Origin of the sequence: Stenotrophomonas sp. STM01, assembly GCF_014852135.1 — a bacterium.
In the GTDB taxonomy this organism is placed as follows: domain Bacteria; phylum Pseudomonadota; class Gammaproteobacteria; order Xanthomonadales; family Xanthomonadaceae; genus Stenotrophomonas; species Stenotrophomonas capsici.
This window is the reverse complement of sequence record NZ_JACVBA010000001.1, coordinates 1,431,585-1,456,301: the sequence shown is the minus strand read 5'-3', so window position 1 is coordinate 1,456,301 and position 24,717 is coordinate 1,431,585. Positions and strand designations below refer to the sequence as shown.

Sequence of the window (24,717 nt, the reverse complement as noted above, 5' to 3'; positions counted from 1 at the left end):
GGAGAACTCCATGGCACGCTTCTTTATCGACCGGCCCATCTTCGCGTGGGTCATCGCCATCATCATCATGCTGGCTGGCGCCCTCGCCATGCTCAAGCTGCCGATCTCGATGTATCCGGAAGTGGCACCGCCTGCGGTGTCCATCTCGGCCAGCTACCCGGGCGCGTCGGCCAAGGTGGTCGAGGACTCGGTGACGCAGATCATCGAGCAGAACATGAAGGGCCTGGACGGGCTGATGTACTTCTCGTCCAACAGCTCCTCCAATGGCCAGGCCAGCATCACCCTGACCTTCGAGAGCGGCACCAACTCGGACATCGCCCAGGTGCAGGTGCAGAACAAGCTGCAGCTGGCCATGCCGTTGCTGCCGCAGGAAGTGCAGCGCCAGGGCATCAACGTCGCCAAGTCCAGCTCCGGCTTCCTCAACGTCATCGGCTTCGTGTCCGAGGACGGCAGCATGGACGAGAACGACATCTCCGACTACGTCGGCTCCAACGTCGTCGACCCGCTCAGCCGCGTGCCGGGCGTGGGTTCCATCCAGGTGTTCGGCGGCAAGTACGCCATGCGCATCTGGCTGGACCCGACCAAGCTGCAGACCTACAAGGTCTCCGTCGACGAGGTCACCGCCGCGGTGAAGGCGCAGAACGCGCAGGTCGCAGTGGGCCAGCTCGGCGGTGCGCCGGCGGTGAAGGGCCAGCAGCTCAACGCCACCATCAACGCGCAGGACCGGCTGCAGACGCCGGAGCAGTTCCGCAACATCGTGGTGCGCACCGAAGCCGACGGCTCGGCGCTGAAGCTCGGTGACGTGGCCCGCGTCGAACTGGGCGCGGAAACCTACGACTTCGTCACCCGCTTCAATGGCAAGCCGGCCTCCGGCCTGGCCGTGACCCTGGCCACCGGCGCCAACGCACTGGAGACCTCCGAAGGCGTGAGCCGCACGCTGGATGAGCTCAAGGCCAACTTCCCGGCCGGCATGAAGGCGGTGATCCCCTACGACACCACGCCGTTCGTGCGCGTGTCGATCAAGGGCGTGGTCAAGACGCTGCTGGAAGCCATCGTGCTGGTGTTCGTGGTGATGTACCTGTTCCTGCAGAACTTCCGCGCCACGCTGATCCCGACGATCGCCGTGCCGGTGGTGCTGCTGGGTACGTTCGGCATCCTCGCGGTGCTGGGCTTCTCGATCAACATGCTGACCATGTTCGCGATGGTGCTGGCCATCGGCCTGCTGGTGGACGATGCCATCGTGGTGGTGGAGAACGTCGAGCGCATCATGTCCGAGGAGGGCCTGTCCCCGCTGGAAGCCACCCGCAAGTCGATGAGCCAGATCACCGGCGCGCTGGTCGGCATCGGCCTGGTGCTGTCGGCGGTGTTCGTGCCGATGGCCTTCATGAGCGGCTCCACCGGCGTGATCTACCGCCAGTTCTCGGCCACCATCGTCTCGGCGATGGCGCTGTCGGTGCTGGTGGCGATCGTGCTGACCCCGGCGCTGTGCGCGACCATGCTCAAGCCGCTGAAGAAGGGCGAGCACCATGTTGCCCACGCCGGCCTGCTGGGCCGCTTCTTCAATGGCTTCAACAACGGCTTCGACCGCACCAGCGGCACCTACCAGCGCGGGGTGAAGGGCATCCTGCTTCGCCCGGGCCGGTTCATGGCGGTGTTCCTGGCGCTGGCGGTGGTGATGGGCCTGCTGTTCGCACGCCTGCCCAGCTCGTTCCTGCCCAATGAAGACCAGGGCATCCTGATGGCGCTGGTGCAGGCACCGGTCGGCGCCACCCAGGAGCGCACGCTGGAGTCGATCTACAAGCTGGAAGACCACTTCCTCAACAACGAGAAGGACGCGGTCGAATCGGTGTTCTCGGTGCAGGGCTTCAGCTTCTCGGGCATGGGCCAGAACTCGGGCATGGCCTTCGTCAAGCTCAAGGACTGGGGTGAGCGTTCGGCCGACCAGGGCGTGGGCCCGATCACAGGCCGCGCGATGATGGCGCTGGGCCAGGTCAAGGACGCCTTCATCTTCGCCTTCCCGCCGCCGGCCATGCCGGAGCTGGGCATCGCCTCGGGTTACACCTTCTTCCTGAAGGACAACTCCGGGCAGGGCCACGAAGCGTTGGTCAACGCCCGCAACCAGCTGCTCGGCCTGGCCGGGAAGAGCCCGAAGCTGGCCAACGTGCGCCCGAACGGCCTGGATGACACCCCGCAGCTGCGCCTGGACATCGACGTGGCCAAGGCCGGTGCGCATGGCCTGTCGCTGGACACCATCAACAGCACGCTGGCAACGGCCTGGGGCTCGAGCTACATCGATGACTTCATCGACCGTGGCCGCGTCAAGCGCGTGTACGTGCAGGCCGATGACGGCTTCCGCATGAACCCGGAGGACTTCAGCCTGTGGACGGTGAAGAACAACGCCGGCGAGATGGTGCCGTTCTCGGCCTTCGCCAGCCAGCGTTGGGACTACGGTTCGCCGCGCCTGGAGCGTTACAACGGTGTCTCGGCGCTGGAAATCCAGGGTGAAGCCGCACCGGGCGTGGCCTCCGGCGACGCGATGCTGGAAGTGGAGCGCCTGGCCAAGGAACTGCCGCCGGGCTTCAGCATCGAATGGACCGCGGTGTCCTACCAGGAGCGCGAGGCCGGTTCGCAGACGCCGCTGCTGTACACGCTGTCGCTGCTGATCGTGTTCCTGTGCCTGGCCGCGCTGTACGAGAGCTGGAGCGTGCCGACCGCGGTGCTGCTGGTGGCGCCGCTGGGCATCCTCGGCGCGGTGCTGGCCAACACCATACGTGGCATGGAGCGTGACGTGTACTTCCAGGTGGCGATGCTGACCACGGTCGGCCTGACCTCGAAGAACGCGATCCTGATCGTGGAGTTCGCCAAGGAGCACCTGGAGAAGGGCGCCGGCGTGATCGAAGCGACGATGCATGCGGTCCGTGACCGCCTGCGCCCGATCATCATGACCTCGCTGGCGTTCGGCCTGGGCGTGTTGCCGCTGGCCATCGCTTCCGGTGCGGGTTCCGGTGCGCAGCGCGCCATTGGTACCGGCGTGCTCGGCGGCATGGTGGTGGGCACCTTGCTGGGCCTGTTTTTCATCCCGTTGTTCTTCGTGGTGGTGCAGCGCCTGTTCAACCGCAAGCTGCGCGACAAGCCCGAAGACGCGGCGCACTGAGCGACCACGTGGTGAAACGGAAAACGCCGGGCAATGCCTGGCGTTTTTTTTTTTGCAGGAGTAGCCGTGGCCGCGCAGCTGGCAATGCCCGGAAGGCAAGCGTTTAGGTCATCTGCAGGCGCGATGGCCTCGCGGCCAAGGCCGCTCCTGCCAATGCGTGCGCAGGCACATCAGGCAGGCGGAGGATCTTCTTGGGGCAGGAGCGGCCTCGGCCGCGCAGCAGGCAACGGATGAAGGCAAACGTCGCAGACAAGAACACCGGGCAGTGCCCGGTGTTCCTGTTTCAATGCTCGAACTCGGCGGTTTCCAGCAACTGGGCCTTTTCAACCGCGCCCAGCCGCTGCGCGAAGACCGCCAACCGGTTGCACAACTCGGCCTGGTGCTCGGGGTAGGCCGCGACCAGCTCGCGCTGGACCTGCTGGTAGGCATCCCAGAACGGGGCCGAACTACGGTAACGCTGGTAATGCTGGCGTAGCCGTTCCCCAGCCTGTTGCAGAGAACGGCGACTGCTGGCTTGGATGGGCGCGATGAACATCGCTTCACCTCGTCAATGGCAGTGCCCCTGTCCGCGCAGCTTACGCTGCCAACTCTTACGATTGGGTTTCACTGTCTCACATTGGCGTGATACCAGTCATGCCGCAGTCAGCTGGCTTACTCGCCGATGTCTTCGTACCAGATCTCCGGATGGTCGGTGATGTAGCGGCCCATCATCTCGATGCAGCCGGCGTCGTTCAGGTCGATGACCTTGACCCCGTTCTCGCGCAGCCAGTCGATGCCGCCGCCGAAGCTGACCGATTCGCCGACCACCACGGTGCCGATGTTGAACTGGCGGACCAGCCCGCTGCAGTACCAGCACGGGGCCAGGGTGGTGACCATGATGGTGTCGCGGTAGCCACGCTGGCGGCCGGCCTTGCGGAAGGCATCGGTTTCGCCGTGGATGGACGGATCGCCTTCCTGGATGCGGCGGTTGTGGCCGCAGCCGAGCAGGCGGCCGTCGTTGTGGTACAGCGCCGCGCCGATCGGGATGCCACCCTCGGCCAGGCCCTGGCGGGCTTCGGCGATGGCGGTTTCGAGCAGGGCGCGGTAGTCGGGGGTGGTGATCATGCGGGGTCCTCAAGGCGCGCGGGCGCCGGTGCGGCCATGATAGCGGCGTGATTCAGGCGCCTGCCGCCGCAAGCGTGCTGGCGGTGCGATAATCGCGCTCATGAGCGAATCCCCCTACAAGACCGGCACCACCCACTTCGGCTTCCGCGACGTACCGGCCAAGGACAAGCAGAAGCTTGTCGGCCAGGTGTTCACCTCCGTGGCCGACAACTACGACCTGATGAATGACCTGATGAGCCTGGGCATCCATCGCTTGTGGAAGCGCTACTTCGTGGCCACCGCGCAGGTGAAGCCGGGTGACCGCGTGCTCGACCTGGCCGGTGGCACCGGGGACATCGCCGTGCTGCTGAAGGAGCGACTGGGGCCGGAGGGCAGCGTGGTGCTGGGCGACATCAACGCCGGCATGCTGTCGGTGGGGCGTGACCGCCTGACCAACCGCGGCCACGTGTCCGGCTTCGAGTGGGTGCAGCTCAACGCCGAGGCACTGCCGTTCCCGGACCAGAGCTTCGACCTGGTGACCATCTCCTTCGGCCTGCGCAACGTCACCGACAAGGACGCCGCGCTGCGCGAGATGTACCGCGTGCTCAAGGTCGGTGGCCAGGCGCGTGTGCTGGAGTTCTCCGAGGTGACCGTGGACTGGTTCAAGCCGATCTACGATTTCCATTCGTTCAAGGTGCTGCCGAAGCTGGGCAAGTTGTTCGCGCGTGGCGATGCCGACAGCTACCAGTACCTGGCCGAGAGCATCCGCAAGCACCCGCCGCAGGAGGAGCTGAAGGGGATGATGACCGAGGCCGGGTTCGGCCGCTGCCATTACAAGAACCTCAGTGCCGGCATCGTGTCGATCCATTCCGGCTACAAGCTCTGAGGCGGGTTCAGGATGCAGGGAAAGGGCGGCCAAGGGCCGCCTTTTTCATGGCCGCAAGGCGGTAGCAGCGGACTTGGCCGCGAAGCAGGCATTGCGTTCCGTCGTGGGGCTGCCGGCAATTGCAGATAAGCGGGTGGTTGGGGTGCCGTTGTAGGAGCGGCTTCAGCCGCGAAGCTGGCGATGCGGCCGCTGCCGGAAGGTCTGCAATTGCAGGTGGCGCCGTGTCGGAAACCTTGCCGGCTTCGCGACCAAGGTCGCTCCTACGGGGGCCGAGGCGCTCCTACGGTGCACCGCCGCATCCGGCAAGGCGGTTCGGGTTTAAAATCGACGGCTGTTCCCTGAACCGGTTCTCTTCAGATGCGTTCTTCCCTGCTGATGCTGCCCCTGGCCGTGGCGCTTGTCGCCGGCTGTGCCAAGGAACCTGCCGCCCCCACCGCCGACCCCGTCGCCCAGAAGCCCGCCGCCGCCGTGAATACCGTCAGTCGCAGCCACGATGAAAGCTCCTATGCCGAGCCGGACAAGGTCGTCATCAAGGACCTGGCGCTGGACCTGAAGGTCGATTTCGACGCCAAGCAGATCGGTGGCACCGCCACCTACACGCTGGAGTGGAAGGACAAGGCCGCCAAGCAGCTGGTGCTGGACACCCGCGAGCTGACCGTGGAGAAGGTCGAGGCGATCGCCGCCGACGGTGCCGCCTCGCCGCTGCAGTTCGCCTTGGCCCCGGCCGACAAGGTGTTCGGCAGCAAGCTGACCATCGAGACCCCGGACCAGCCGGCCAGCGTGCGCATCACCTACCACACCGCACCGACCGCTTCGGGCCTGCAGTGGCTGGAGCCGTCGATGACCGAGGGCAAGAAGCTGCCCTTCATGTTCAGCCAGTCGCAGGCCATCCACGCGCGTTCGTGGGTGCCGCTGCAGGACACCCCGAGCGTGCGCTTCACCTACAGCGCGCACGTCACCAGCCGCCCGGACGTGATGGTGCTGATGAGCGCCGACAACGATCCGAAGGCCGCGCGTGATGGCGATTACGCCTTCAAGATGCCGCAGCCGATCCCGTCCTACCTGCTGGCCATCGCCGCCGGTGACCTGGTGTTCCAGCCGATCTCCGAGCGTTCGGGCGTGTGGGCCGAGCCGACCATGGTTGGCAAGGCCACCAAGGAATTCGAGGACACCGAGAAGATGATCGGTGCCGCCGAAAATCTGTACGGCGAATACCGCTGGGGCCGTTACGACATGCTGGTGCTGCCGCCGTCGTTCCCGTTCGGTGGCATGGAGAACCCGCGCCTGACCTTCGCCACCCCGACCGTGATCGTGGGTGACAAGTCGCTGGTCTCGCTGGTGGCCCACGAACTGGCGCACAGCTGGTCGGGCAACCTGGTGACCAACGCGAGCTGGAAGGACATCTGGCTCAACGAAGGCTTCACCACCTACGTGCAGGCACGCATCACCGAGGCGCTGTACGGCCAGGAAATGGCCGAGATGGAGCGCGAGATCGACCAGACCGACCTGCTCAACGAAGTGAAGGACATGAGCCCGGCCGACCAGGCACTGGCGCTGCCGCCGCTCAACGAGCGTGACCCGGACGAAGCGCTGAGCAACGTTGCCTACGTCAAGGGCGCCTGGTTCCTGCAGTTCCTGGAACAGCGCTTCGGCCGCGAGGTGTTCGATCCGTTCCTGCGTGGCTGGTTCAATGACCATGCCTTCCAGAGCGCGAACACCGACCAGTTCGTCGAGTACATGAAGAAGAACCTGCTGCCGAAGAACCCCTCGGCGGTCACCGATGCCGAACTGAAGGCATGGCTGGAGGAGCCGGGCATCCCGGCCTTCGCCACCCGCGCCCGTTCGCGCAACTTCGCCGTGGTCGACACCGCCCGCATCGCCTACCTGGGCAGCGACGCCGTGCCGAGCAACCAGGTCACCGGTGCGTGGGGCACGCAGGAGTGGGTGCGCTTCATCGACGGGCTGGGCGAGAAGCAGCCGGTGGAGAAGCTGGCACAGCTGGACAAGGCCTACCATTTCACCGGCACCGCCAATGGCGAGATCGCCATGCGCTGGTACCCGCTGGCCATCCGCAGCGGCTACAACGAAGCGCTGCCGGCGGCCGGTGAGTTCATCCAGAAGGTGGGCCGTCGCAAGCTGGTGCTGCCGATCTACGCCGAGCTGCTGAAGACCCCGGAAGGCCTGGCCTTCGCCAAGGAAGTGTTCGCCAAGGCCAAGCCGGGCTACCACCCGATCACCACCACCTCGGTGGAAGACATGATCGCCAAGGCGGAAGCTGCATCGACGCAGCAAGCTGCGCCCAAGCCGTAATCGGCCTCGGCAGGTTCCAAGGCAAACGGCGAGCTTCGGCTCGCCGTTTGTTCTTGCGCCGCTGTTGGCTTGCGGGCTGTGCATGCCCGCCTCCAACATCGATCACGGCGTTGGGGTAGGAGTCTTCAGCGTGGCCCCCGGCAAGCCTTTCAACACCGACTTGTCGATCTTCGCGGCCACGCCCACACTGCGGCCGGCAAGATTGACCACGCTGTACTGCACTGCCACGCCGAGCACCTGGGTGGCCTGCGACATATCCAGTCCATGGGACTGGCGCAACCACTGCAACATCCCTGATGTCGCCAGCCGCAGCGCATCGTCGCTGGAGCCTGCCTGCCCCAGGGTCATGATCTGCGTCGGTGATTCAACGCGTGGCGTGGCGATGGACTGCTTCTTGATCAGTTCCACTTCCAGTACCACGTCCAGTGATGTCTCCAGCGCCCATTGGCTGGTCTCGCCATCGCCCTGCAGGGCATGGCCATCGCCGACATACAGCAACGCGCCAGGTTGCTGGACCTGAAGGTAGACGGTGTTGCCTTCGACCACGGCATTGAAATCCATGTTGCCGCCGAAATCGCCGGCGTCGCCGGTGGAGAACGCGGGGTAACCGAAGCCCGGGGCGACGGCGAGGCCGCCAAGCATCGGTTTGACCGGGATCTGGAAGTGTTCCAATGCGCCACTGGCGCCCTGTGGGCGAGCCGTGCCACGTACGCGGTCCAGTTCCCAGCGCACCGGCGTTCCCAACGTCGCCGTTTCGGTGGCGATGCGCGGGGTCTTCAGGCGGCCGACGATGCCGTCGAGGCTGTCGGCGTAATCGCGGTTGAGTTTCAGCGAACGGATGGTGATTGCCAGCGTGTCGCCAGGCTCGGCACCGGCGACGAAGAACGGCCCGACCTGTGGGTTGCCGAACAAGGCGCGGGTGACGCCGTGCTCGTCGACACCGCCGGAATCCAGGGTCCTGGTCTGCACGGAGTCGCCGGGCCAGATCACCAGCGCCGGGGCGCGCTCTGCGCTGAAGGTATTGGCGTAGTCGCTCGGCGTGAAGTCGTGCAGACGCGGGATATCCCCTGGTCGTGACGGCACCCGCCATGCGCTGAACTCATGCGCTGCACGGGCATTGCGATTGTTGGTGTCCGGCTCGTCGCTGCGGCCCCGCATGCGGTTGCCATCGATCTGGCCATCGTAGTGGTAGGCCTGGCCGTCGCTGCCGGTGGCGGTGAACTTCAGCTGCGCGCCGTTCAACGTGCCTTTGATCGGGTCGCCGCCCAGCGTTCCGCTGACACGCGAGCCCTGGACGTCCAGATTCAACGTCTGCCTGGCGCTGTTGCCCCATAGATCGGTGGCCAGGATCCATTGATCGCTGGCCAGGGCGGCGAGCGGAAATGCGGACAACAACAGCGAAGACCATTTCAGGCAGGTGCGCACGATGCGTGTCCGCGTAGGGCCCGGCGGGCGTGTTCGCGGAGTGTACGAATGGCGATGCTGCCGTCGCAGTGTCAAACGTAACGACACGTGTAGTCAGATCGGCCGCCGTGAAGCCGGGCGAGGACTGTGGCCGCTGGTGACCGATACCGGCCCGGGCCGCACTCAGGGCTTGAGCGCACGCAGCGCCAGGAACATGTCCACGCAGTCTTCCATCAGGCGCTGCTGCGCGGCCTGGTCCAGGGGCGGCTGGCCCAGCGTGATCTGCGGCCAGAACGCGAAGGCCTTGACCATGCCCTGCAACTGGTGGGCCGCCTCGGCGGGCGCGATGTCCGCGCGCAGCCGGCCATCGGCCTGTGCGGCGCGCATCCAGGTGGTCATGCCTTCCTCCTTCTCGGCGAGCTTGTCCATCACCACGCGTGCGCGTTCCGGCGCGTGCACCAGTTCGGCGATGGCCACGCGCGAGAGGTCGATGAACCCCGGGTCGGCCAGCAGGCGCAGCTTCTGCGCCAGGAATGCCAGCAACTGGTCGCGCAGCGGGCGGGCCGGGTCGTACGCCACCCCTTCAAGCGCGCGGCTGGCCTCCCACAGCTGCAACAGGATCGCGACGAACAACTCGTCCTTGCTGCTGAAGTGGTTGTAGACCGTGCGCTTGGAGACATCGGCGGTCGCAGCGATGCGATCCATGCTGGTGCCGGCGAACCCGAACGCGCGGAACTCGGCCACGGCCGCCTGCAGGATGGCGGCGCGCTTGCGGTCGGTGAGCCGGGGAGGGCGGTTGCTGGTGGTCATGCCGTCGATTTTACACCGTTCAGTTTACTTTCTGGAAATTGGAAGTAGACTCGCCGGTGTACTTTCCATGGCAAGCCCCGATGAAGCGTCGCCTGCCCCGTTTCCTCCTCCTGATCACGGTACTGACTGCCATGTCCATTGGCCTGTTGACCTGCGGCGCGCACCCGGCCGCTTCCTATGACCAGTCGCCGCAATACGGCGATGGCCGCTTCCACAACGCGGCGGCGAAGAAGACCTCGCTGGGCGCGGCCCGCACGCTCGGCGTGCTGTGGCGGTTCCTGTTCGACAAGCCGGCCGATGCCACGCCGCAGGCCCCGATCCCGGTGCAGGTGCTGACCCGCCAGGCGCTGCTGGACGCGCCTGATGACAGCCTGTGGCGGCTTGGGCACTCGACCATGCTGCTCAAGTTGGACGGCCACTTCTGGCTGACCGACCCGGTGTTCTCCGAACGGGCCTCGCCGATGTCGTTCATGGGGCCCAAGCGCTTCCACGCGCCGCCGTTGTCGATCGAGGCGCTGCCGCCGATCACCGGCGTGATCATCTCCCACGACCACTACGACCACCTCGACCATGCCGCGGTGTTGGCGCTGGCACCGAAGGTGCGCCATTTCGTGACGCCGCTGGGCGTGGGCGACCGGTTGATCGGCTGGGGCGTGCCGGCCTCGCAGGTGACGCAGCTGGACTGGTGGCAGGAGACGCGAGTGGAGGGGCTGAAAATCGTCGCCACCCCGGCGCAGCACTTCTCCGGGCGCGGGCTCTCCGATGGCAACCGCACGCTGTGGGCATCGTGGGTGATCGACAGCGGCCGGCTGCGCCTGTTCTTCAGCGGCGACAGTGGCTACTTCGATGGCTTCGCCCGCATTGGTGAACGGTATGGGCCGTTCGACCTGGCCATGGTCGAGACCGGTGCCTACGACGCGGACTGGCCCGACGTGCACATGCAGCCCGAGCAGAGCCTGCAGGCGCACCTGGATGTGCGTGGCAAGGTGCTGATGCCGATCCACAACGGCACCTTCGACCTCGCGTTGCATCCGTGGACCGAGCCGTTCGAGCGCATCACCGCGCTGGCGCAGCAGCAGGGCGTGGCCCTGACCGCACCGCGGATGGGCGAGCGCCTGGACCTGGGGGCACCGGCCCCGTCCACGCACTGGTGGCGCGGGGAAGCCGCGCAGCCCCTGCCGGCCGAGTGAGCCCACGCATGTGCTGCGGGCAGGGCGCAGGGCGAGCAATCACTGGCGTGGATGTTTAAAGTGGGCGGCGTCGTGCGGCCAGGTGCCGCGCCCTGTTTCCCTGGAGCTGCCTGATGAAACCCTTGATCCTTGGCGTGCTGTGCGTCGTTGCACTGGCCGGTTGTCGTGACCCGGAAGCCGAGCGCCAGCAACAGGAAGCCGCTGCCGCGCAGGAGCGCGCCAGGCGCGAGGCCGACGCCGAGGGCATTGCAAAGCTGTACGACGTAGCGGTGACCGGCACCGACTGGGAGAAGGCGAAGATCCACGGTGCCGCGCTGCTGGACCAGTTCCCCGATTCGGAGGCGGCCAAACGCATCGAGCCGGGCTTGGCCGAGGTGAGGGAGAAGGCCGACGCAGCACGCGAACTGCGCCGCATGCAGGGCCTGTGGAACTACAACCAGGTGGCGGTGAAGGGGGGCACCCAGCGTTCGGCGGCGATCTACAGCAAGGACCGCGTCGACGTGGATGGCACGGGTACCAAGCCGGTGCAGCTGGTGTTCCGCGACCACCCGGAATGGAAGCGGCATGCCTACCTGGTGCTGCAGTCCAGCGACTTCGCGCGCGCCTGCTACCGCAGCTGCCAGGTCACGGTGAGCGTGGACGGCGCCGCCCCGCGCAGCATGGCCGCGAACCGCCCGGATACCGACGAAGCCATCGCCATGTTCATCAATGACAACCGCGGCCTGTGGCGCCAGTTGCGCAAGGCCAGGGTGGTCGAGATCGACTTCCCGGTGAAGGCCGGCGGCACCCGCAAGGCGGTCTTCGAGGTCGGCGGCCTGGATGGCAGCCAGATGCCGAACTGGGATTGAGCGTGGGGCAGGGCATGGCAGCGCGGGCGCTGGCCCAGTCGCATCACTGGGTGTTCGACATGGACGGCACCCTCACCGAGCCGGTGCATGACTTCGCGCTGATCCGGCGCGCGCTGGATATCCCGGCCGAGGCCGACATCCTGCAGCACCTGGCGGCGTTGCCACCGCCGCGTGCCGCCGAAGGCCATGCCTGGCTGATGGAGCACGAGCATGCATTGGCGGTTGCCGCCACGCCCGCGCCGGGCGCGGTGGACCTGGTGCGGACCCTGCATGCCGAGGGCTGTCGGCTGGGCATCCTGACCCGCAATGCGCGCGCGTTGGCACAGGTGACGCTGGCGGCGATCGGCTTGGCCGATTGTTTCGCGCCGGAAGATATCCTGGGGCGTGACGAGGTCACGCCCAAGCCTTCCCCGGCTGGCCTGCAGTACTTCGCGCAGCGCTGGGCGGTGGCACCGGCGGTGATGCGGATGGTCGGCGACCACTACTACGACCTGGCCACCGCGCAGGCTGCGGGCGTGCCGGGCATTCTGGTCAACCAGCCCGGCGATCCGTGGCCGGGCATGGCGCAATGGCACGCCCGCGATTGCGCCGAGCTGCTGCGGCAGCGGCGTGCGCTGGCGGTGCCGGTGGCGTGATGTCGCTGGGCTCGCGATGACATGAAAACGCCGCCCGGAGGCGGCGTTTTCATGTCCAACGTACCGCAGGCGCTTACAGCTTGGCGCGCTGCTCCTGCAGGCCGGCCAGCTGGCTGTTCCAGTCGGCCAGGCGCACGCGCTCCTGCTCGACCACCGCCGCCGGCACCTTGTCGGTGAACTTGGACAGCTTGGTCTCGCTCTTTTCCTTCTCCGACGAAACGCGGGCGATTTCCTTGTCCAGGCGCGCGCGTTCGGCGTCCAGGTCCACCAGGCCTTCCAACGGCACCAGCAGTTTCAACTCGCCCACGATGGCGGCAGCAGCCGGCGGCGTCTGTGCATCGGCAGCCAACCACTCGATGCTTTCCAGCTTGAGCAGGAAACGCAGCTGCGAGGTGAAGCGTTCCACGCGCGCCCGGTCCACGGACTGGCCGCCCTGCAGCAGCAGGCGCACCTGCTTGGACGGCGGCACGTTGAGTTCGCTGCGCACGCGGCGCAGCGCGCTGACCATGCCCTTGAACCATTCCACGTCGGCTTCGGCTTGCGCGTAATCGCCGGCGAACTCGGCGGCGGTCGGGTAGGCGCGCAGCGACAGCGTGTCGGCGGTGATGCCCAGGCGCGGGGCGAGCTGCTGCCACAGCTGCTCGGTGACGAACGGGGTCAGCGGGTGCAGCAGGCGCAGCACGGCCTCCAGCACGTACAGCAGGGTGTGGCGGGTGCTGGCCGCGTCGTCGGCGTTGTCGCCGTTGAGGGCCGGCTTGGTCAGCTCCAGGAACCAGTCGCAGAACTCGTTCCAGACGAACTCGTACAGGCACTGTGCCAACAGGTCGAAGCGGTAGTCGGCGAAGTTCTGCTGCGCTTCGGCCGAGACCTTGGCCAACCGCGACAGGATCCACTTCTCTGCATCGGTACGCGGCTGCGGTGCGCCGTTGAAGCTGGACCCCTCGGTGTTCATCAGGGTGAAGCGGCTGGCGTTCCACAGCTTGTTGCAGAAGTTCTTGTAGCCCTCGGCGCGGCTCATGTCGAACTTGATGTCGCGGCCATGGGTGGCCAGCGCGGCGATGGTGAAGCGCAGCGCGTCGGCGCCGTGGGCGATAATGCCGTCCGGGAACTCCTTGCGGGTGGCCTTCTCGATCTTCTCGGCCATCTTCGGCTGCATCAGGCCATGTGTGCGCTTGGCGACCAGGTCGTCGATGGTGATGCCGTCGATGATGTCCAGCGGGTCGAGCACGTTGCCCTTGGACTTGGACATCTTCTGGCCCTGGCCGTCGCGGATCAGGCCGGTGATGTAGACGTCCTTGAACGGGATCTGCCCGGTGAAGCTGTCGGTGGCCATGATCATGCGCGCCACCCAGAAGAAGATGATGTCGAAGCCGGTGATCAGCACGTTCGACGGCAGGTAGCGGTCGAAACCGCGCTCGGCCATGGCTGCTTCGTTCGGCCAGCCCAGCGTGGAGAACGGCCACAGCTGCGAGGAGAACCAGGTCTCCAGCACGTCGCTGTCCTGGGTCAGCACCACGTCATCGGCCAGGCCGGCCTTGGCGCGGGCTTCGGCCTCGTTGCGGCCCACGTAGCAGTTGCCCGCTTCGTCGAACCACGCCGGGATGCGGTGGCCCCACCACAACTGGCGGCTGATGCACCAATCCTGGATGTTCTCCATCCAGTGGCGGTAGGTGTTGATCCAGTTGGCCGGCACGAACGTGATCGAACCGTTCTCGACCAGTTCCAGGCCACGCTTGGCCAAGCCGTCCATCTTCACGAACCACTGGTCGGTCAGGTACGGCTCGATCACCTGGCCGGTGCGGTCGCCGCGCGGCACCTGCAGCTTGTGCGCCTTGGTCTCGACCAGGATGCCCAGGTCCTCCAGCTCGGCCAGGATCACCTTGCGTGCTTCGTAGCGGTCCAGCCCACGGTACTGCTCCGGCGCGTTCTCGTTGAGCGCGGCCACCGGGGTGAACAGGTTGATCATCGGCAGGCCGTGGCGCACGCCCACCTGGTAGTCGTTGAAGTCATGCGCCGGGGTGACCTTGACCACGCCGGTGCCGAACGCCTTGTCCACGTAGTCGTCGGCGATCACCGGCACGCTGCGGCCGGTCAGCGGCAGGGTGACGGTCTTGCCGACCAGGTGCGCGTAGCGGCTGTCCTCCGGGTGCACCATCACCGCGGTGTCGCCCAGCAGGGTTTCCGGGCGGGTGGTGGCCACGACCAGGTAGTTGCGGGTTTCGCGCAGGGTCTGGTTGCCGTCGGCATCGACCTCGACGTGCTCGTAGCTGGCGCCGTCTTCCAGCGCATAGGCGATCGACCACAGGAAGCCGTCTTCCTCGGCGCTTTCCACCTCCAGGTCGGAGATGGCGGTCTTCAGCACCGGGTCCCAGTTGACCAGGCGCTGGCCACGGTAGATCAGGCCCTGCTCGTGCCAGCGGATGAACGATTCGATCACCGCCTCGCTCGGGCCCGGGTCCATCGTGAAGGTGCTGCGTGACCAGTCGGCCGAGGTGCCGAGGCGGCGCATCTGGCCTTCGATCACGTTGCCCGAATGCGCCTTCCACTCCCACACCTTGTCGATGAAGCCATCACGGCCCAGCGAGTCGCGGGTTTCCCCCTTGCCTTCCAGCGCCAGGTTGCGGCTGACCACCATTTCGGTGGCGATGCCGGCGTGGTCGGTACCCACCTGCCACAGCGTGTCGTAGCCGCGCATGCGGTGGTAGCGGATCAGTGCGTCCATCAGCGTCTGCTGGAACGCATGGCCCATGTGCAGGGTGCCGGTCACGTTCGGTGGCGGCAGCACGATGGTGTACGGCTCGCCCTTGCCGGACGGCTTGAAGTGGCCGGCCTTCTCCCACGCGTCGTAGAGATCGGTTTCGAAGGATTTGGGGTCGTAGCTGGAGGCGAGTTGGGTCATGCGGGGAAACCGGGTCGAAGCGTGAAAAGGGGATCAGCGGGCGCCGAGCGCGCGCTTGATCTTCTGGTCGGTGTGGTACTGGCTGACCGCGTATGCAGCCCAGATGGCGCCGGGCAGCCAGCCGATCAAGGTGATCTGCAGGATCAGACAGACAATGCCGGAAATGGGACGACCGATGGTGAAGAAGGCCAGCCAGGGCAGGAGGATGGCGATGAGCAGGCGCATGGTCGTTCCTTACATGTCGTGTTTGTTGAGCGCGTAGCCGGCGGCCTTGTACTGGCGCCAGCGCTCGCGCAGCGGTTCGCGGGCTTCCGGGTCGGCCGGCACCACTTCCAGCACGCGCTCGCAGGCGCCCAGCCAGGGTTCGTCGCGCAGGTTGATCACCAGCGGGCGTTCCGGCGCATCGGCACCGGGCACGGCGATCAGCACGATGGCTTCCTCCTCGTCCACTTCCTCGCCCACGATCTGGTGCGGGATGTAGGCATCCGGGTCGAACGACCACAGCAGCTCGTCCAGTTCCTCGGCCTGGGCTGCATCGCGCGCCAGTACGAGCGTGTACAGCCCGCCGTCGTTGGCCTTGCGGGCCAGCTCGCACACCAGCTTCAGCGGTTCGGTGAGGAAACGCGGCTTGGCGATCAGGTAGAAGTCGGCGCGGATGGTCAAGGCGGGGAACCGGGAAAGGGGAACGGGGAAGGACGGTGCGGAAGGCGGCGTGGGGAACCGGCGCGGAGCATTCGCATGCCCGGTTGCCGGCTCCCCGTTACCTGCCTCAGGCCACCCGGTCCAGCAGCCACTGGGTCAGCAGGCCCACCGGACGGCCGGTGGCCATGCCGCGCTTGCCTTCGTCGCTGGCCACGCCGGCGATGTCCAGGTGCGCCCAGCGCTGGCCTTCGGTGAAGCGCGACAGGAAGCAGCCAGCGGTGATGGCGCCGGCCCAGCGGCCGCCGATGTTGTAGACGTCGGCGAAGGTCGAATCCAGCATGCCCTGGTACTCGTCCCACAGCGGCAGGCGCCAGGCGCGGTCGAACACGTGCTCGCCGGCGGCGACCAGCTCATTGGCCAGGTCGTCGTGCTTGCTCATCAGGCCGGCGGTCTGGTGGCCCAGGGCGACCATGCAGGCACCGGTGAGGGTGGCCACGTCGACCAGCGCGGCCGGTTCGAAGCGCTGCGCGTAGGTCAGTGCGTCGCACAGGATAAGGCGGCCTTCGGCGTCGGTGTTGCCCACTTCGATGGTCTTGCCGGACATCGAGGTGATCACGTCGGACGGGCGGTAGGCATTGCCGTCAATGGCGTTTTCCACGGCCGGCACGACCACCACCAGGTTCAGCGGCAGCCTGGCCTTGACCGTGGCCACGAAGGTGCCGATGACGTTGGCGCCGCCGCACATGTCGTACTTCATCTCCTCGATGCCGCCCTGGGTCTTCAGGTTGACGCCGCCGGTATCGAAGGTGATGCCCTTGCCGACCAGCACGTAGGGCTTGGCGTCACCGCCGTTGTTCCACTTCAGCACCACCAGCCTGGGGCGGTTGGCCGAGCCGCGGGCCACGGCCAGCAGCGAGCCCATGCCCAGCGCTTCCATCTGCTGCTCGTCCAGGATCTCGGCTTCGGCGCCGTCGTGCTCGGCGGCGAAGGCGACCGAGGATTCGGCCAGGTAGGCCGGGGTGCACAGGTTCGGCGGCAGGTTGCCCAGTTCGCGGGCGTACTCCACGCCGGCGGCGATGGCCTGGCCCTGCAGCAGCGCGGTGTCGTCCTGGCCGAGGATGGCCAGCGTCTCCAGGCCCGGGGCGTCCGGCTTCTTCTTGCCCAGGGTGGCGGTGTAGCGGTAGTTGGCGTGGTTGGCGGCGATCACGGCCTGGCGGATGTTCCAGGCGGCATCACGGCCGCTTACGGCCAGTTCGGACAGGGTGAACAGGGCGCTGCGGGTGACGCCGCTCTTCAGGGCGCGACCGGCGTCGCCGACCGCCTTGATGTACTGGGGCACACCGAACTTGGCCGGTTCGCCCAGCCCGACCACCAGCACGCGCGGCGCGGTGACGCCGGGCAGGTCGTGCAGCACGGTGGTATTGCCGGTCTTGCCGCCGACATCGCCACGCTCGACCAGGGCCGTGAGACGGCCGCCGCTGGCGGCGTCCAGGGCCTGGGCGGCCGGGCTCAGCGACTTGTCGGCGAAGGCGCCGACGATGATGCAATCGAAGCCGGCGGAGGCCGGGGCGGCGTGGTTCAGGGTGAATTCCAGAGACATTGATCAGATTCCGTTGCCAAATCCGTACAATCGCAGGCTGTTTACGTACGGTCCCATGGACCGGCGTGCCGCGGACGAAACCGAGAGTTTAAACCACCGACCCTATGGCGAAGCTTGACCGCTACCTGCTGAGCGACTTCCTCCAGAGCTTTCTGGCCACTTTGATCGTCCTGCTGGTGGTGAGTGTCGGCGGCGTGCTGGTCGACATCCTCGGCCGCATCGCCGACGGGCGCATGCCCGCCGGGCTGCTGCTGTCCCAACTGGGCCTGCAGTTCGTGGTCTACCTGCCGATCATCGTGCCGCTGGCGCTGATGCTGGGCCTGGCGCTGGCCATCGCCCGGCTCTACCGCGACTCGGAAATGGCGGTGCTGACCGGCGTGGGCGTCGGCCCGCGGCGCCTGCTCAAGCCGATCCTGCTGCTGGTGGCGCCAGTCGTGGCGCTGGTGGCGCTGTGCTCGGTGTGGCTCGGCCCCTGGGCCGACCGCACCTCCGAGCAGATGATCGAGGAGGCCAGCCGCAGCGTCGTGGTGGCCGGGCTGGAGCCGGGCAAGTTCACCCAGGTGTCCGGCGGCGGCATCGTCTACCTGTCCTCGCTCAACGAGGACGGCACCCGGATGGGCAAGGTCTTCATGCAGCGCACCCGTGATGGCCGGATCGACGTGGTGTCGGCCAAGCAGGGCTCGATGTTCTTCGAGGGCGAGCGCCAGCGGTTCCTGCGCCTGGAGGACGGCTACCGGGTCGAGGGCCCGGAGAACGGGGCACTGGACTATCGCCTGATGCGCTACGCCAGCAACGAGATCGCCTTGCCCGACCGCGACGAGACGCGCGACAAGGACGACCCGGAAATGATGACCACCGGGCAACTGCTCGCGGACCCACGGCCGGAGGCCAAGGCCCAACTGCACTGGCGCATCACCCCGCCGCTGCTGGCGCTGGCCTTCGCCCTGCTGACCCTGCCACTGGCGCGCAGCGCGCCGCGCCAGCAGCGCTATGGCCGGATCATGATGGCGTTCCTGGCCTACATGGTGGGCGTGCAGCTGAGCATCCTCGGCCGGCAGTGGCTGGCCAAGGGCGACATCCCGGCCGGGCTGGGCATGTGGTGGCTGACCGTGCCGTTGCTGGCGCTGGCGCTCTGGCTGTATTTCCGTGATGGCCGGCTGGGTCACCCGCGCGCAGGAGCAACGGCATGAGGCTGACCCCGCGCATCCATGACATCTACGTCGGCCGCAACGTGCTGGCGACCGTGCTGCTGGTCTGGCTGGTGCTGCTGGGGCTGGACGCCATCCTGGCGCTGTCCGGCGAGGCCAAGAACATCGGCGTGGGCAACTATACCTTCGGCCATTCGCTGGCCTGGACCGCCTACACCCTCCCGCGCCGTGCCTACACGCTGTTCCCGATGGCCGCGGTGATCGGTGCGCTGATGGGCCTGGGCCAGCTGGCGGCGACTTCCGAGCTGACCGCGCTGCGCGCGGTGGGCGTGTCGCGGCGGCGGATCGCCGGGTCGGTGGCGATCGCCTTGTCGCTGCTGACCGTGCTGATGGTGGTCAACGGCGAGACGCTGGCACCGTGGTCGCAGAACCGTGCCGACGCGCTCAAGACCAGCGCCAAGTACAACACCGACATGACCATGGCCCGTTATTCCGGGTTGTGGGCACGCGAGGGTGACACCTTCCTCAACGCGAAGAACGGCGAGGAGCTGCTCGACGAGGCGGGGCGCAGCCGCCTGGTGCTGAACGAGGTCCGGTTGTACACCCTCGACGCCGACGGCCGGCTGGCAACGCTGACCTATGCGGTGACTGCCACCCACAGCCCTGAAGGCTGGGTACTGGGCAAGGTCCGCCGCGACGTGTTCGGCGAACGCTCGGTGACCCGCGAAACCGCCGAGAGCGAAGTCTGGAAGTCGAACCTGGACGCCGCCGCGCTGGCGTCGGGCCTGGCGCGTCCGCGCAACCTCAGCGCGGGCGAGCTCAAGACCAGCATCGACTACCGCAAGCGCAACGGGCTGGACGCGCGGGACTACGAGGACACGTACTGGAGCCGCTGGTTCTACCCGTTGAACGTGCTGGCGCTGTGCCTGGCCGCGGTGCCGTTCGCGTTCGGTTCGCTGCGCAGCGGCGGCATGGGCAAGCGCCTGTTCCTGGGCATGCTGTTCGCGCTGGGCTTCCTGCTGCTGCAGATGTTCTTCGGCCGCATGGCCGGCGCGTTGAAGATCGATTACCGCATCGCCTATGCGCTGCCGCCGATCATGATGCTGGCCATCTCCGGCTGGCTGTCACGACGACGGGTCGGCTAGGCGCAGCCTTCGCCAAGCCTGTACCCGTGACGCGGCCATTGATCCAAGGCCGGATGGCTTCCCAACCTGCGTGAGCGTGCTCGCCTGCCGGCAGGCGGGGAGTCCGCGCAGCGACTTCCCGCACGCATCCGAGTCGGGCAATCACGGCTTCGGCAGCTTCACCAGGCGCGTGCCGCTGGCACGGTCATGCCAGGTCAGGCGCTGGCGATCCACCAGCGCCCACCAGAACCCAAGGCCGCCACACAGCAGCGACAACGTGCCGACCGCGTAACGCACCCACAGCGCGCCGGTGCCGATCGGGCCGCCATTGATCGCGCGCAGGTGCAGGTGCCACGGGCGCATGCCCAGGGTCTGCCCGCCGCGTTTCCAGCTGGTGGTGGCGTAGATGCCAGCCACGATCCAGCAGCACAGCCACAGCAGCCATTGCAGGCCGCTGAAGGGATGGATGTTCTCGCGTGCGGCATGACCGGCCAGGGTGTAGCCGACGGTGAACACCGCCGAGACCAGCATCCACAACGCCAATGCCGGCCAGAAGTCGTAGAACAGCGCCGCCAGCCGACGTGGCAGCAGGGCGGAAGGGCGGGCGAGAGGAGCGTCGGCGGCGATCGTCATGTGCCGAGCATACGGGCTGGGGCGGCGACGATGCATGGGCAGCGGCACGGCCAGCGCCTATGCTTGTGCCGATGTCCGCCGCATTGACGCCCGCCGAACGCCGCCAGATGGTGCAGCAGCTGCCGCCGCTGCGCGATGCCGATGCCCGCCTGATACAGCGTTTCCTGGATGCGATCTGGGCCGAACAGGGCCTGGCCCGGGCATCGCTGGACAGCTACCGCCGTGATCTGGAAGGGCTGGCGCGGTGGCGTGACGGCGCCGGCGATGGCCTGGCTGGCATCGATCGCGCGGGCCTGTTCGATTACCTGGCCTGGCGTACCCGGCATGGCTGGACGGCCCGCAGCAATGCACGGCTGCTGTCGGCGTTGCGGGCGTTCTTCGGATATGGCCTCAAGCGCGGTGAGCGGCATGACGATCCGTCCGCCCTGCTCGAGCCGCCCAAGCTGCCGCGCTCGCTGCCCAAGGCCTTGGCCGAAAGCCAGATCGATGCGCTGCTGGCCACGCCGGACGTGGAGACCGCCGAAGGCCTGCGCGACCGCGCGATGCTGGAGCTGATGTACGCCGCCGGCCTGCGCGTGAGCGAACTGGTCAACCTGCCGGCCAATGCGGTCAACCTGCGCCAGGGCGTGCTGCGGGTGACCGGCAAGGGCAGCAAGGAACGGCTGGTGCCATTGGGCGAGGAGTCCCAGCACTGGCTGGAGCGCTACCTGGCGCAGGCGCGCCCGCAGTTGACCGGCGGCAAGGCGGTGCAGGCCACGCCGGACGGGCAGGTGCCGTTGTTCGTCGGCAACGAGCGCAAGCCCTTGAGCCGGCAGCAGTTCTGGGCCTTGGTGAAGGCCAGTGCGGCGGTCGCCGGCATCGACCCGGGCAAGATCAGCCCGCACGGCCTGCGCCACAGCTTCGCCACCCACCTGCTCAACCATGGCGCGGACCTGCGCGCGCTGCAGATGCTGCTGGGCCACAGCTCGCTGTCCACCACCCAGATCTACACGCTGGTGGCGCGCGAGCACCTGCAGAAGTTGCACCGCAGGCATCACCCGCGCGGTTGAGGGGTTTTCCACAACGGGTGTGCGGCAGTGGCCGCACAAGCTGTGGATAAATGCCGATACCCCTTGCCCCGCCAGTGTTTCCGGCGGCTGGTGAATATTTGTCCAGATGCCCCGTGGCAGGTTGCCGGCTGCCCGCACGACGCGTTGCAGGGGCGTATGCGAGAATCGGCCGGATATTTCTTCCCACGGGTTGCCGATGTACCGAATTGCCATTGCCGCGCTGTTGGGCGCGATCAGCCTTACCGCCTGTGCGCAGCAGGCCTCGCCGACCGTCGCCGCCCCTGCGCCGCAGGTCGCCGAAGGCCCGGTCGAGCAGACCGTGCGCGATGCGCTCAAGCAGCTCGACCCGAACTTCAGCCCCGACTACATCGGCGCCGCGCCGTTCCCGGGTTTCCGCGAGGTGATCGTGTCCGGCCAGGTGCTGTACGTCACCGATGACGGTCGCTACCTGATGCAGTCGCAGCCGTATGACATCCAGAAGAAGGCCATGGCCACCAGCGCCGGGCTGCTGCAGTACCGCCGCGGGTTGCTGGCGACCCTGCCGCACGCGGACCGCATCGTGTTCGCCCCGCCGAATGCCAAGTACACCATCAGCGTGTTCACCGACATCGAGTGTGGTTACTGCCGCAAGCTGCATCAGGACATCGCCGAGCTCAACCGCAACGGCATCGCGGTCGAGTACTTGGCGTTCCCGCGCATGGGCCTGGGCAGCAAGGACTACACCGACATGATCTCGGTCTGGTGCGCCAGCGACCGCAAGGCCGCGCTGACCGCAGCCAAGTCCGGCCAGCCGGTGTCCCCGAAGACCTGCACCAACCCGGTCGCCATGCAGTACAACCTCGGCCAGCAGCTGGGCATCAACGGTACCCCGGCGATCTTCGCCGCCGATGGCAGCCAGCTCGGTGGCTACCTGCCGCCGGCACAGCTCAAGGCCGCGCTGGAGCGCATCGACGCCGCCGGCGGCGGTCGCTGATCCAGGCGCCGATCGTCCGCGTCTGATGCAGGAAGCCCCTCCCGTGGAGGGGCTTCCTGTTTGCGGGCGCGCCGCTTACTTCAGGCCGCGGTCCAGCGCGCTGACCATCGTGCCCTGCGCATCGTCACCGCTGAACTCCCAGAAGAACGCGCCGCCCATGCCCTGGGCCTTCACGTAGGCCATCTTCTCGATGAGCATCTCCGGCGTGTCGACGCTCCAGAACGTGCTGCCGTCGTACAGCCACGTCGCCTTGGCGGTGCGGTCGGTATGCACCGGCCAGCCCAGGTCCTTGAGCACCTTCCAGTCCTCGATGCCGGCTTCGTATCTGCCAGCCGCCGGGCGGCCAGGCTGGTGCAGGCCGTTGTTGGTCGGTGCCACGTTTGTCCAGCCGCGGCCGTAGAAGCCCACGCCCAGGTTCAACTTGTGGGCCGGCACGCCGCGGGCAAGGTAGGCCTCGATCGCGTCATTGCTGTTGTACAGGCGCTCGTCCCCGCTGGACGGGTCGGCCGGCGAATCGAACAGGGCCGAATGGTGGTTGGTACGTGGTGCCCAGGCACCGTGGAAGTCGTAGGTCATCACGTTGATGAAATCCAGGTAGCGGTGGTACTCCCCGGGGTCGGTCACGCGGATCTTGTCGATGCCGGCACCCACCGCCACGGTCAGCAGCAGGCCGGGGCGGACCGCATCGAGCTGGCGACGGAACTCGGCCAGCAGTGCGGTGAAATTCTGCCGGTCGGCCGGGCTGCCGCAGCCCAGGCCGCAGGCGGCCGGGTACTCCCAGTCCAGGTCGATGCCGTCGAAGATGCCCGCGGCCACGCCCGGCCCGCCCGCGTTGTCGGTGAATGGCAGGTTGCCCTTGATGTAGGCATCGATGCACGAGGCCACGAATGCGGCGCGGTTCTGTGGTTGCGCGGCGCTGGAGAAGCCGCGTGACCAGGTCCAGCCACCGAGCGAGATCAGCACCTTCAGGTGTGGGTGCCTGGCCTTGAGCTGGCGCAGCTGGTTCCAGTTGCCGCGCAGCGCCTGGTTCCAGGTATCGCCACGGCCACTGACGCTTTCGGCCGCGCCGAAGCTGCGCGTGTAGTCGGCATAGGCATCGCCACCGCTGCCGGTGCCCGGGTTCGCGGCCTGGGTGATGCCGACCTCGCAGCGGTTGTTGCGCACGTTGCCGAAGGCGTAGTTGATGTGGGTCAACCTGGCCGCCGAGCCGCTGCTGTCGATCTGCTTGACCTTGTAGTTGCGGCCGTAGATGCCCCACTGGGTGAAGTAGCCGATGAGCCGCCTGGCGCCCGGGCCGTCGCCGTCGGTGTCGGCGGGCGGGGTGCGCACGCCCACCGGTGTGCTGCGGGCCGAAGCATTTCCGGCCACGTCGCGGGCCCGCACGGCGTAGCGGTAGGCGGTGTCCGGTGCCAGGCCGCTATCCAGGTAGGAGGGGGTGGTGGGCGAGGCGACCAGGCGGTCATCGCGGTACAGGTCGTAGCCGGCCAGCCCGCTGCCACCGGGATTGTCGCTGGACGGATTCCAGCGCAGCTGGACGCGGTTCGGGTCCAACGCCTGGGCCGACACTGCGGCGGGGACGGTGGGTGCGGTGGTATCCGTGTCCTCGTGGGGAGCGGAGGTGACGATGAGGGTGACCGTGGCCGAGCGCGTGCTCGCATTGCGGTCGTCGGTGGCCAGGGCGCTGAGCACATGGGTGCCGGCTGGAACCGCTTGCCATTGCAGGGTGTACGGGGCCTGGGGGTCCACGCCCAGCGACCTGCCGTCATGGAAGAACTCGACCTTGCGGATACTGCCATCGCGATCGGAGGCATCGGCGCGGAGCGTGACCGTGCTGCCGGCGGCAAAGCGGCTGCCGGCCGAAGGAGCGGTCAGCCGGACCTGCGGCGCCTGGTTGGCCGGCGGCGGGGAAGGCGGTGGCGGATTACCGGCGCCGCTCCCGCAACGACCAAGGGAGCGGTAGTAGCGCCGGCCGGCGGGATGGTCCGGCGCGGCGTTCCAGATCCGTTGCTGGACCTGGTACAGGACCCCGTCCTTCTGCAGGGTCTGCCCGGGCGAGTAGATCGTGGTGGCGATCCAGGGCTTCACGCCGGTGCAATCGGCGGCCTGGGCCGCTGGCAGCGCGGCCAGGCCCATCACCGTGGCCAGGAGGAGGCCGGTGCGGGTGCGACGGCGCCGGTGGGGCGGGCGGTGGTTGGGATGATCCGTCATGGTCAATCTCCTTTGGGGGCGGCCGGCGCGGGGCATGCCTTCGGCATGGCAGGCGCATCAAGCGCCTGGCCGGGGCCGGGTTGGGGGAGTTCCGTTGGCGAGCGGGAAGGCGGGCGGACGG

Annotated in this window: 20 protein-coding genes; 10 read left to right on the top strand and 10 right to left on the bottom strand. The window is 67.4% G+C overall.

Annotated elements, in window-relative coordinates; genetic code table 11:
* Positions 1-10 precede the first annotated feature (10 nt).
* The gene (gene smeE / locus IB227_RS06755; RefSeq protein WP_192286739.1) at positions 11-3,154 is read left to right on the top strand and encodes a multidrug efflux RND transporter permease subunit SmeE; all 3,144 of its coding nucleotides are present in this window, start codon (positions 11-13) and stop codon (positions 3,152-3,154) included.
* A 283-nt stretch (positions 3,155-3,437) separates the two neighbouring features.
* On the opposite strand, the gene IB227_RS06750 is transcribed toward smeE, so the two are convergent.
* Positions 3,438-3,689, bottom strand: coding sequence for a hypothetical protein (locus IB227_RS06750; RefSeq protein WP_132865065.1), 252 nt, complete (start codon positions 3,687-3,689; stop codon positions 3,438-3,440).
* A gap of 116 nt (positions 3,690-3,805) precedes the next feature.
* Positions 3,806-4,258 (bottom strand): nucleoside deaminase, encoded by a 453-nt coding sequence (locus tag IB227_RS06745; protein WP_132865064.1) that lies wholly within the window; start codon positions 4,256-4,258, stop codon positions 3,806-3,808.
* Between the two features lie 100 nt (positions 4,259-4,358).
* On the opposite strand from IB227_RS06745, the gene ubiE reads away from it, so the two are divergent.
* Both ubiE and IB227_RS06735 read left to right on the top strand, forming a co-directional pair.
* The gene (ubiE, locus tag IB227_RS06740; protein WP_132865063.1) at positions 4,359-5,123 is read left to right on the top strand and encodes a bifunctional demethylmenaquinone methyltransferase/2-methoxy-6-polyprenyl-1,4-benzoquinol methylase UbiE; all 765 of its coding nucleotides are present in this window, start codon (positions 4,359-4,361) and stop codon (positions 5,121-5,123) included.
* Positions 5,124-5,480: 357 nt separating this feature from the next.
* On the top strand, positions 5,481-7,433 hold the full coding sequence (locus tag IB227_RS06735) for a M1 family metallopeptidase (protein WP_192286738.1): 1,953 nt from the start codon (positions 5,481-5,483) through the stop codon (positions 7,431-7,433).
* A 102-nt stretch (positions 7,434-7,535) separates the two neighbouring features.
* Here IB227_RS06735 and IB227_RS06730 read toward each other — a convergent pair whose 3' ends face one another.
* Positions 7,536-8,828 carry an acetamidase/formamidase family protein gene (locus IB227_RS06730; protein ID WP_225591609.1) on the bottom strand — a complete coding sequence of 431 codons (1,293 nt, stop codon included), beginning with the start codon at positions 8,826-8,828 and terminating at the stop codon, positions 7,536-7,538.
* A 192-nt stretch (positions 8,829-9,020) separates the two neighbouring features.
* Positions 9,021-9,647, bottom strand: a complete 627-nt coding sequence (locus IB227_RS06725) for a TetR/AcrR family transcriptional regulator (protein WP_192286737.1) — start codon at positions 9,645-9,647, stop codon at positions 9,021-9,023.
* A gap of 80 nt (positions 9,648-9,727) precedes the next feature.
* Here IB227_RS06725 and IB227_RS06720 point away from each other — a divergent pair, with 80 nt between their 5' ends.
* The 3 genes from IB227_RS06720 to IB227_RS06710 all read left to right on the top strand — a co-directional run bounded on the left by IB227_RS06720 (position 9,728) and on the right by IB227_RS06710 (position 12,320).
* A complete protein-coding gene (locus IB227_RS06720; protein ID WP_192286736.1) occupies positions 9,728-10,837 on the top strand; it encodes an MBL fold metallo-hydrolase in 1,110 nt (369 codons plus the stop codon).
* A gap of 113 nt (positions 10,838-10,950) precedes the next feature.
* Positions 10,951-11,685 (top strand): hypothetical protein, encoded by a 735-nt coding sequence (locus IB227_RS06715; RefSeq protein ID WP_192286735.1) that lies wholly within the window; start codon positions 10,951-10,953, stop codon positions 11,683-11,685.
* 14 nt (positions 11,686-11,699) lie between these two features.
* The gene (locus IB227_RS06710; RefSeq protein ID WP_192287298.1) at positions 11,700-12,320 is read left to right on the top strand and encodes an HAD family hydrolase; all 621 of its coding nucleotides are present in this window, start codon (positions 11,700-11,702) and stop codon (positions 12,318-12,320) included.
* Between the two features lie 73 nt (positions 12,321-12,393).
* Here the strand turns inward: IB227_RS06710 and IB227_RS06705 are convergent, their stop codons facing one another.
* From IB227_RS06705 to IB227_RS06690, 4 genes are all read right to left on the bottom strand, one after another.
* Entirely contained in the window at positions 12,394-15,219 is a 2,826-nt protein-coding gene (locus IB227_RS06705) for a valine--tRNA ligase (RefSeq protein WP_192286734.1), read from the bottom strand.
* Between the two features lie 33 nt (positions 15,220-15,252).
* Entirely contained in the window at positions 15,253-15,444 is a 192-nt protein-coding gene (locus IB227_RS06700; protein ID WP_132865057.1) for a YqaE/Pmp3 family membrane protein, read from the bottom strand.
* A 9-nt stretch (positions 15,445-15,453) separates the two neighbouring features.
* Complete coding sequence (locus IB227_RS06695) at positions 15,454-15,876, bottom strand: DNA polymerase III subunit chi (RefSeq protein ID WP_192287297.1); 423 nt, start codon at positions 15,874-15,876, stop codon at positions 15,454-15,456.
* 112 nt (positions 15,877-15,988) lie between these two features.
* Positions 15,989-17,461: a leucyl aminopeptidase gene (locus IB227_RS06690; protein WP_192286733.1), complete on the bottom strand. Its 1,473-nt coding sequence runs from the start codon at positions 17,459-17,461 to the stop codon at positions 15,989-15,991.
* A 104-nt stretch (positions 17,462-17,565) separates the two neighbouring features.
* Here IB227_RS06690 and lptF point away from each other — a divergent pair, with 104 nt between their 5' ends.
* Together lptF and lptG are read left to right on the top strand one after the other, a co-directional pair.
* Positions 17,566-18,651: an LPS export ABC transporter permease LptF gene (gene lptF, locus IB227_RS06685; RefSeq protein ID WP_192286732.1), complete on the top strand. Its 1,086-nt coding sequence runs from the start codon at positions 17,566-17,568 to the stop codon at positions 18,649-18,651.
* Positions 18,648-19,754 carry an LPS export ABC transporter permease LptG gene (gene lptG / locus IB227_RS06680; RefSeq protein ID WP_192286731.1) on the top strand — a complete coding sequence of 369 codons (1,107 nt, stop codon included), beginning with the start codon at positions 18,648-18,650 and terminating at the stop codon, positions 19,752-19,754. Before lptF ends, lptG begins: the two co-directional genes overlap by 4 nt.
* Before the next feature lie 141 nt (positions 19,755-19,895).
* Here lptG and IB227_RS06675 read toward each other — a convergent pair whose 3' ends face one another.
* Positions 19,896-20,366: an RDD family protein gene (locus IB227_RS06675; RefSeq protein ID WP_192286730.1), complete on the bottom strand. Its 471-nt coding sequence runs from the start codon at positions 20,364-20,366 to the stop codon at positions 19,896-19,898.
* Positions 20,367-20,437: 71 nt separating this feature from the next.
* On the opposite strand from IB227_RS06675, the gene xerD reads away from it, so the two are divergent.
* Positions 20,438-21,415, top strand: a complete 978-nt coding sequence (xerD, locus tag IB227_RS06670) for a site-specific tyrosine recombinase XerD (RefSeq protein ID WP_132865052.1) — start codon at positions 20,438-20,440, stop codon at positions 21,413-21,415.
* 196 nt (positions 21,416-21,611) lie between these two features.
* Complete coding sequence (locus IB227_RS06665) at positions 21,612-22,388, top strand: DsbC family protein (protein WP_192286729.1); 777 nt, start codon at positions 21,612-21,614, stop codon at positions 22,386-22,388.
* Between the two features lie 75 nt (positions 22,389-22,463).
* Here the strand turns inward: IB227_RS06665 and IB227_RS18605 are convergent, their stop codons facing one another.
* Positions 22,464-24,596 carry a glycosyl hydrolase family 18 protein gene (locus IB227_RS18605; RefSeq protein WP_318639525.1) on the bottom strand — a complete coding sequence of 711 codons (2,133 nt, stop codon included), beginning with the start codon at positions 24,594-24,596 and terminating at the stop codon, positions 22,464-22,466.
* Between the last annotated feature and the right edge of the window lie 121 nt (positions 24,597-24,717).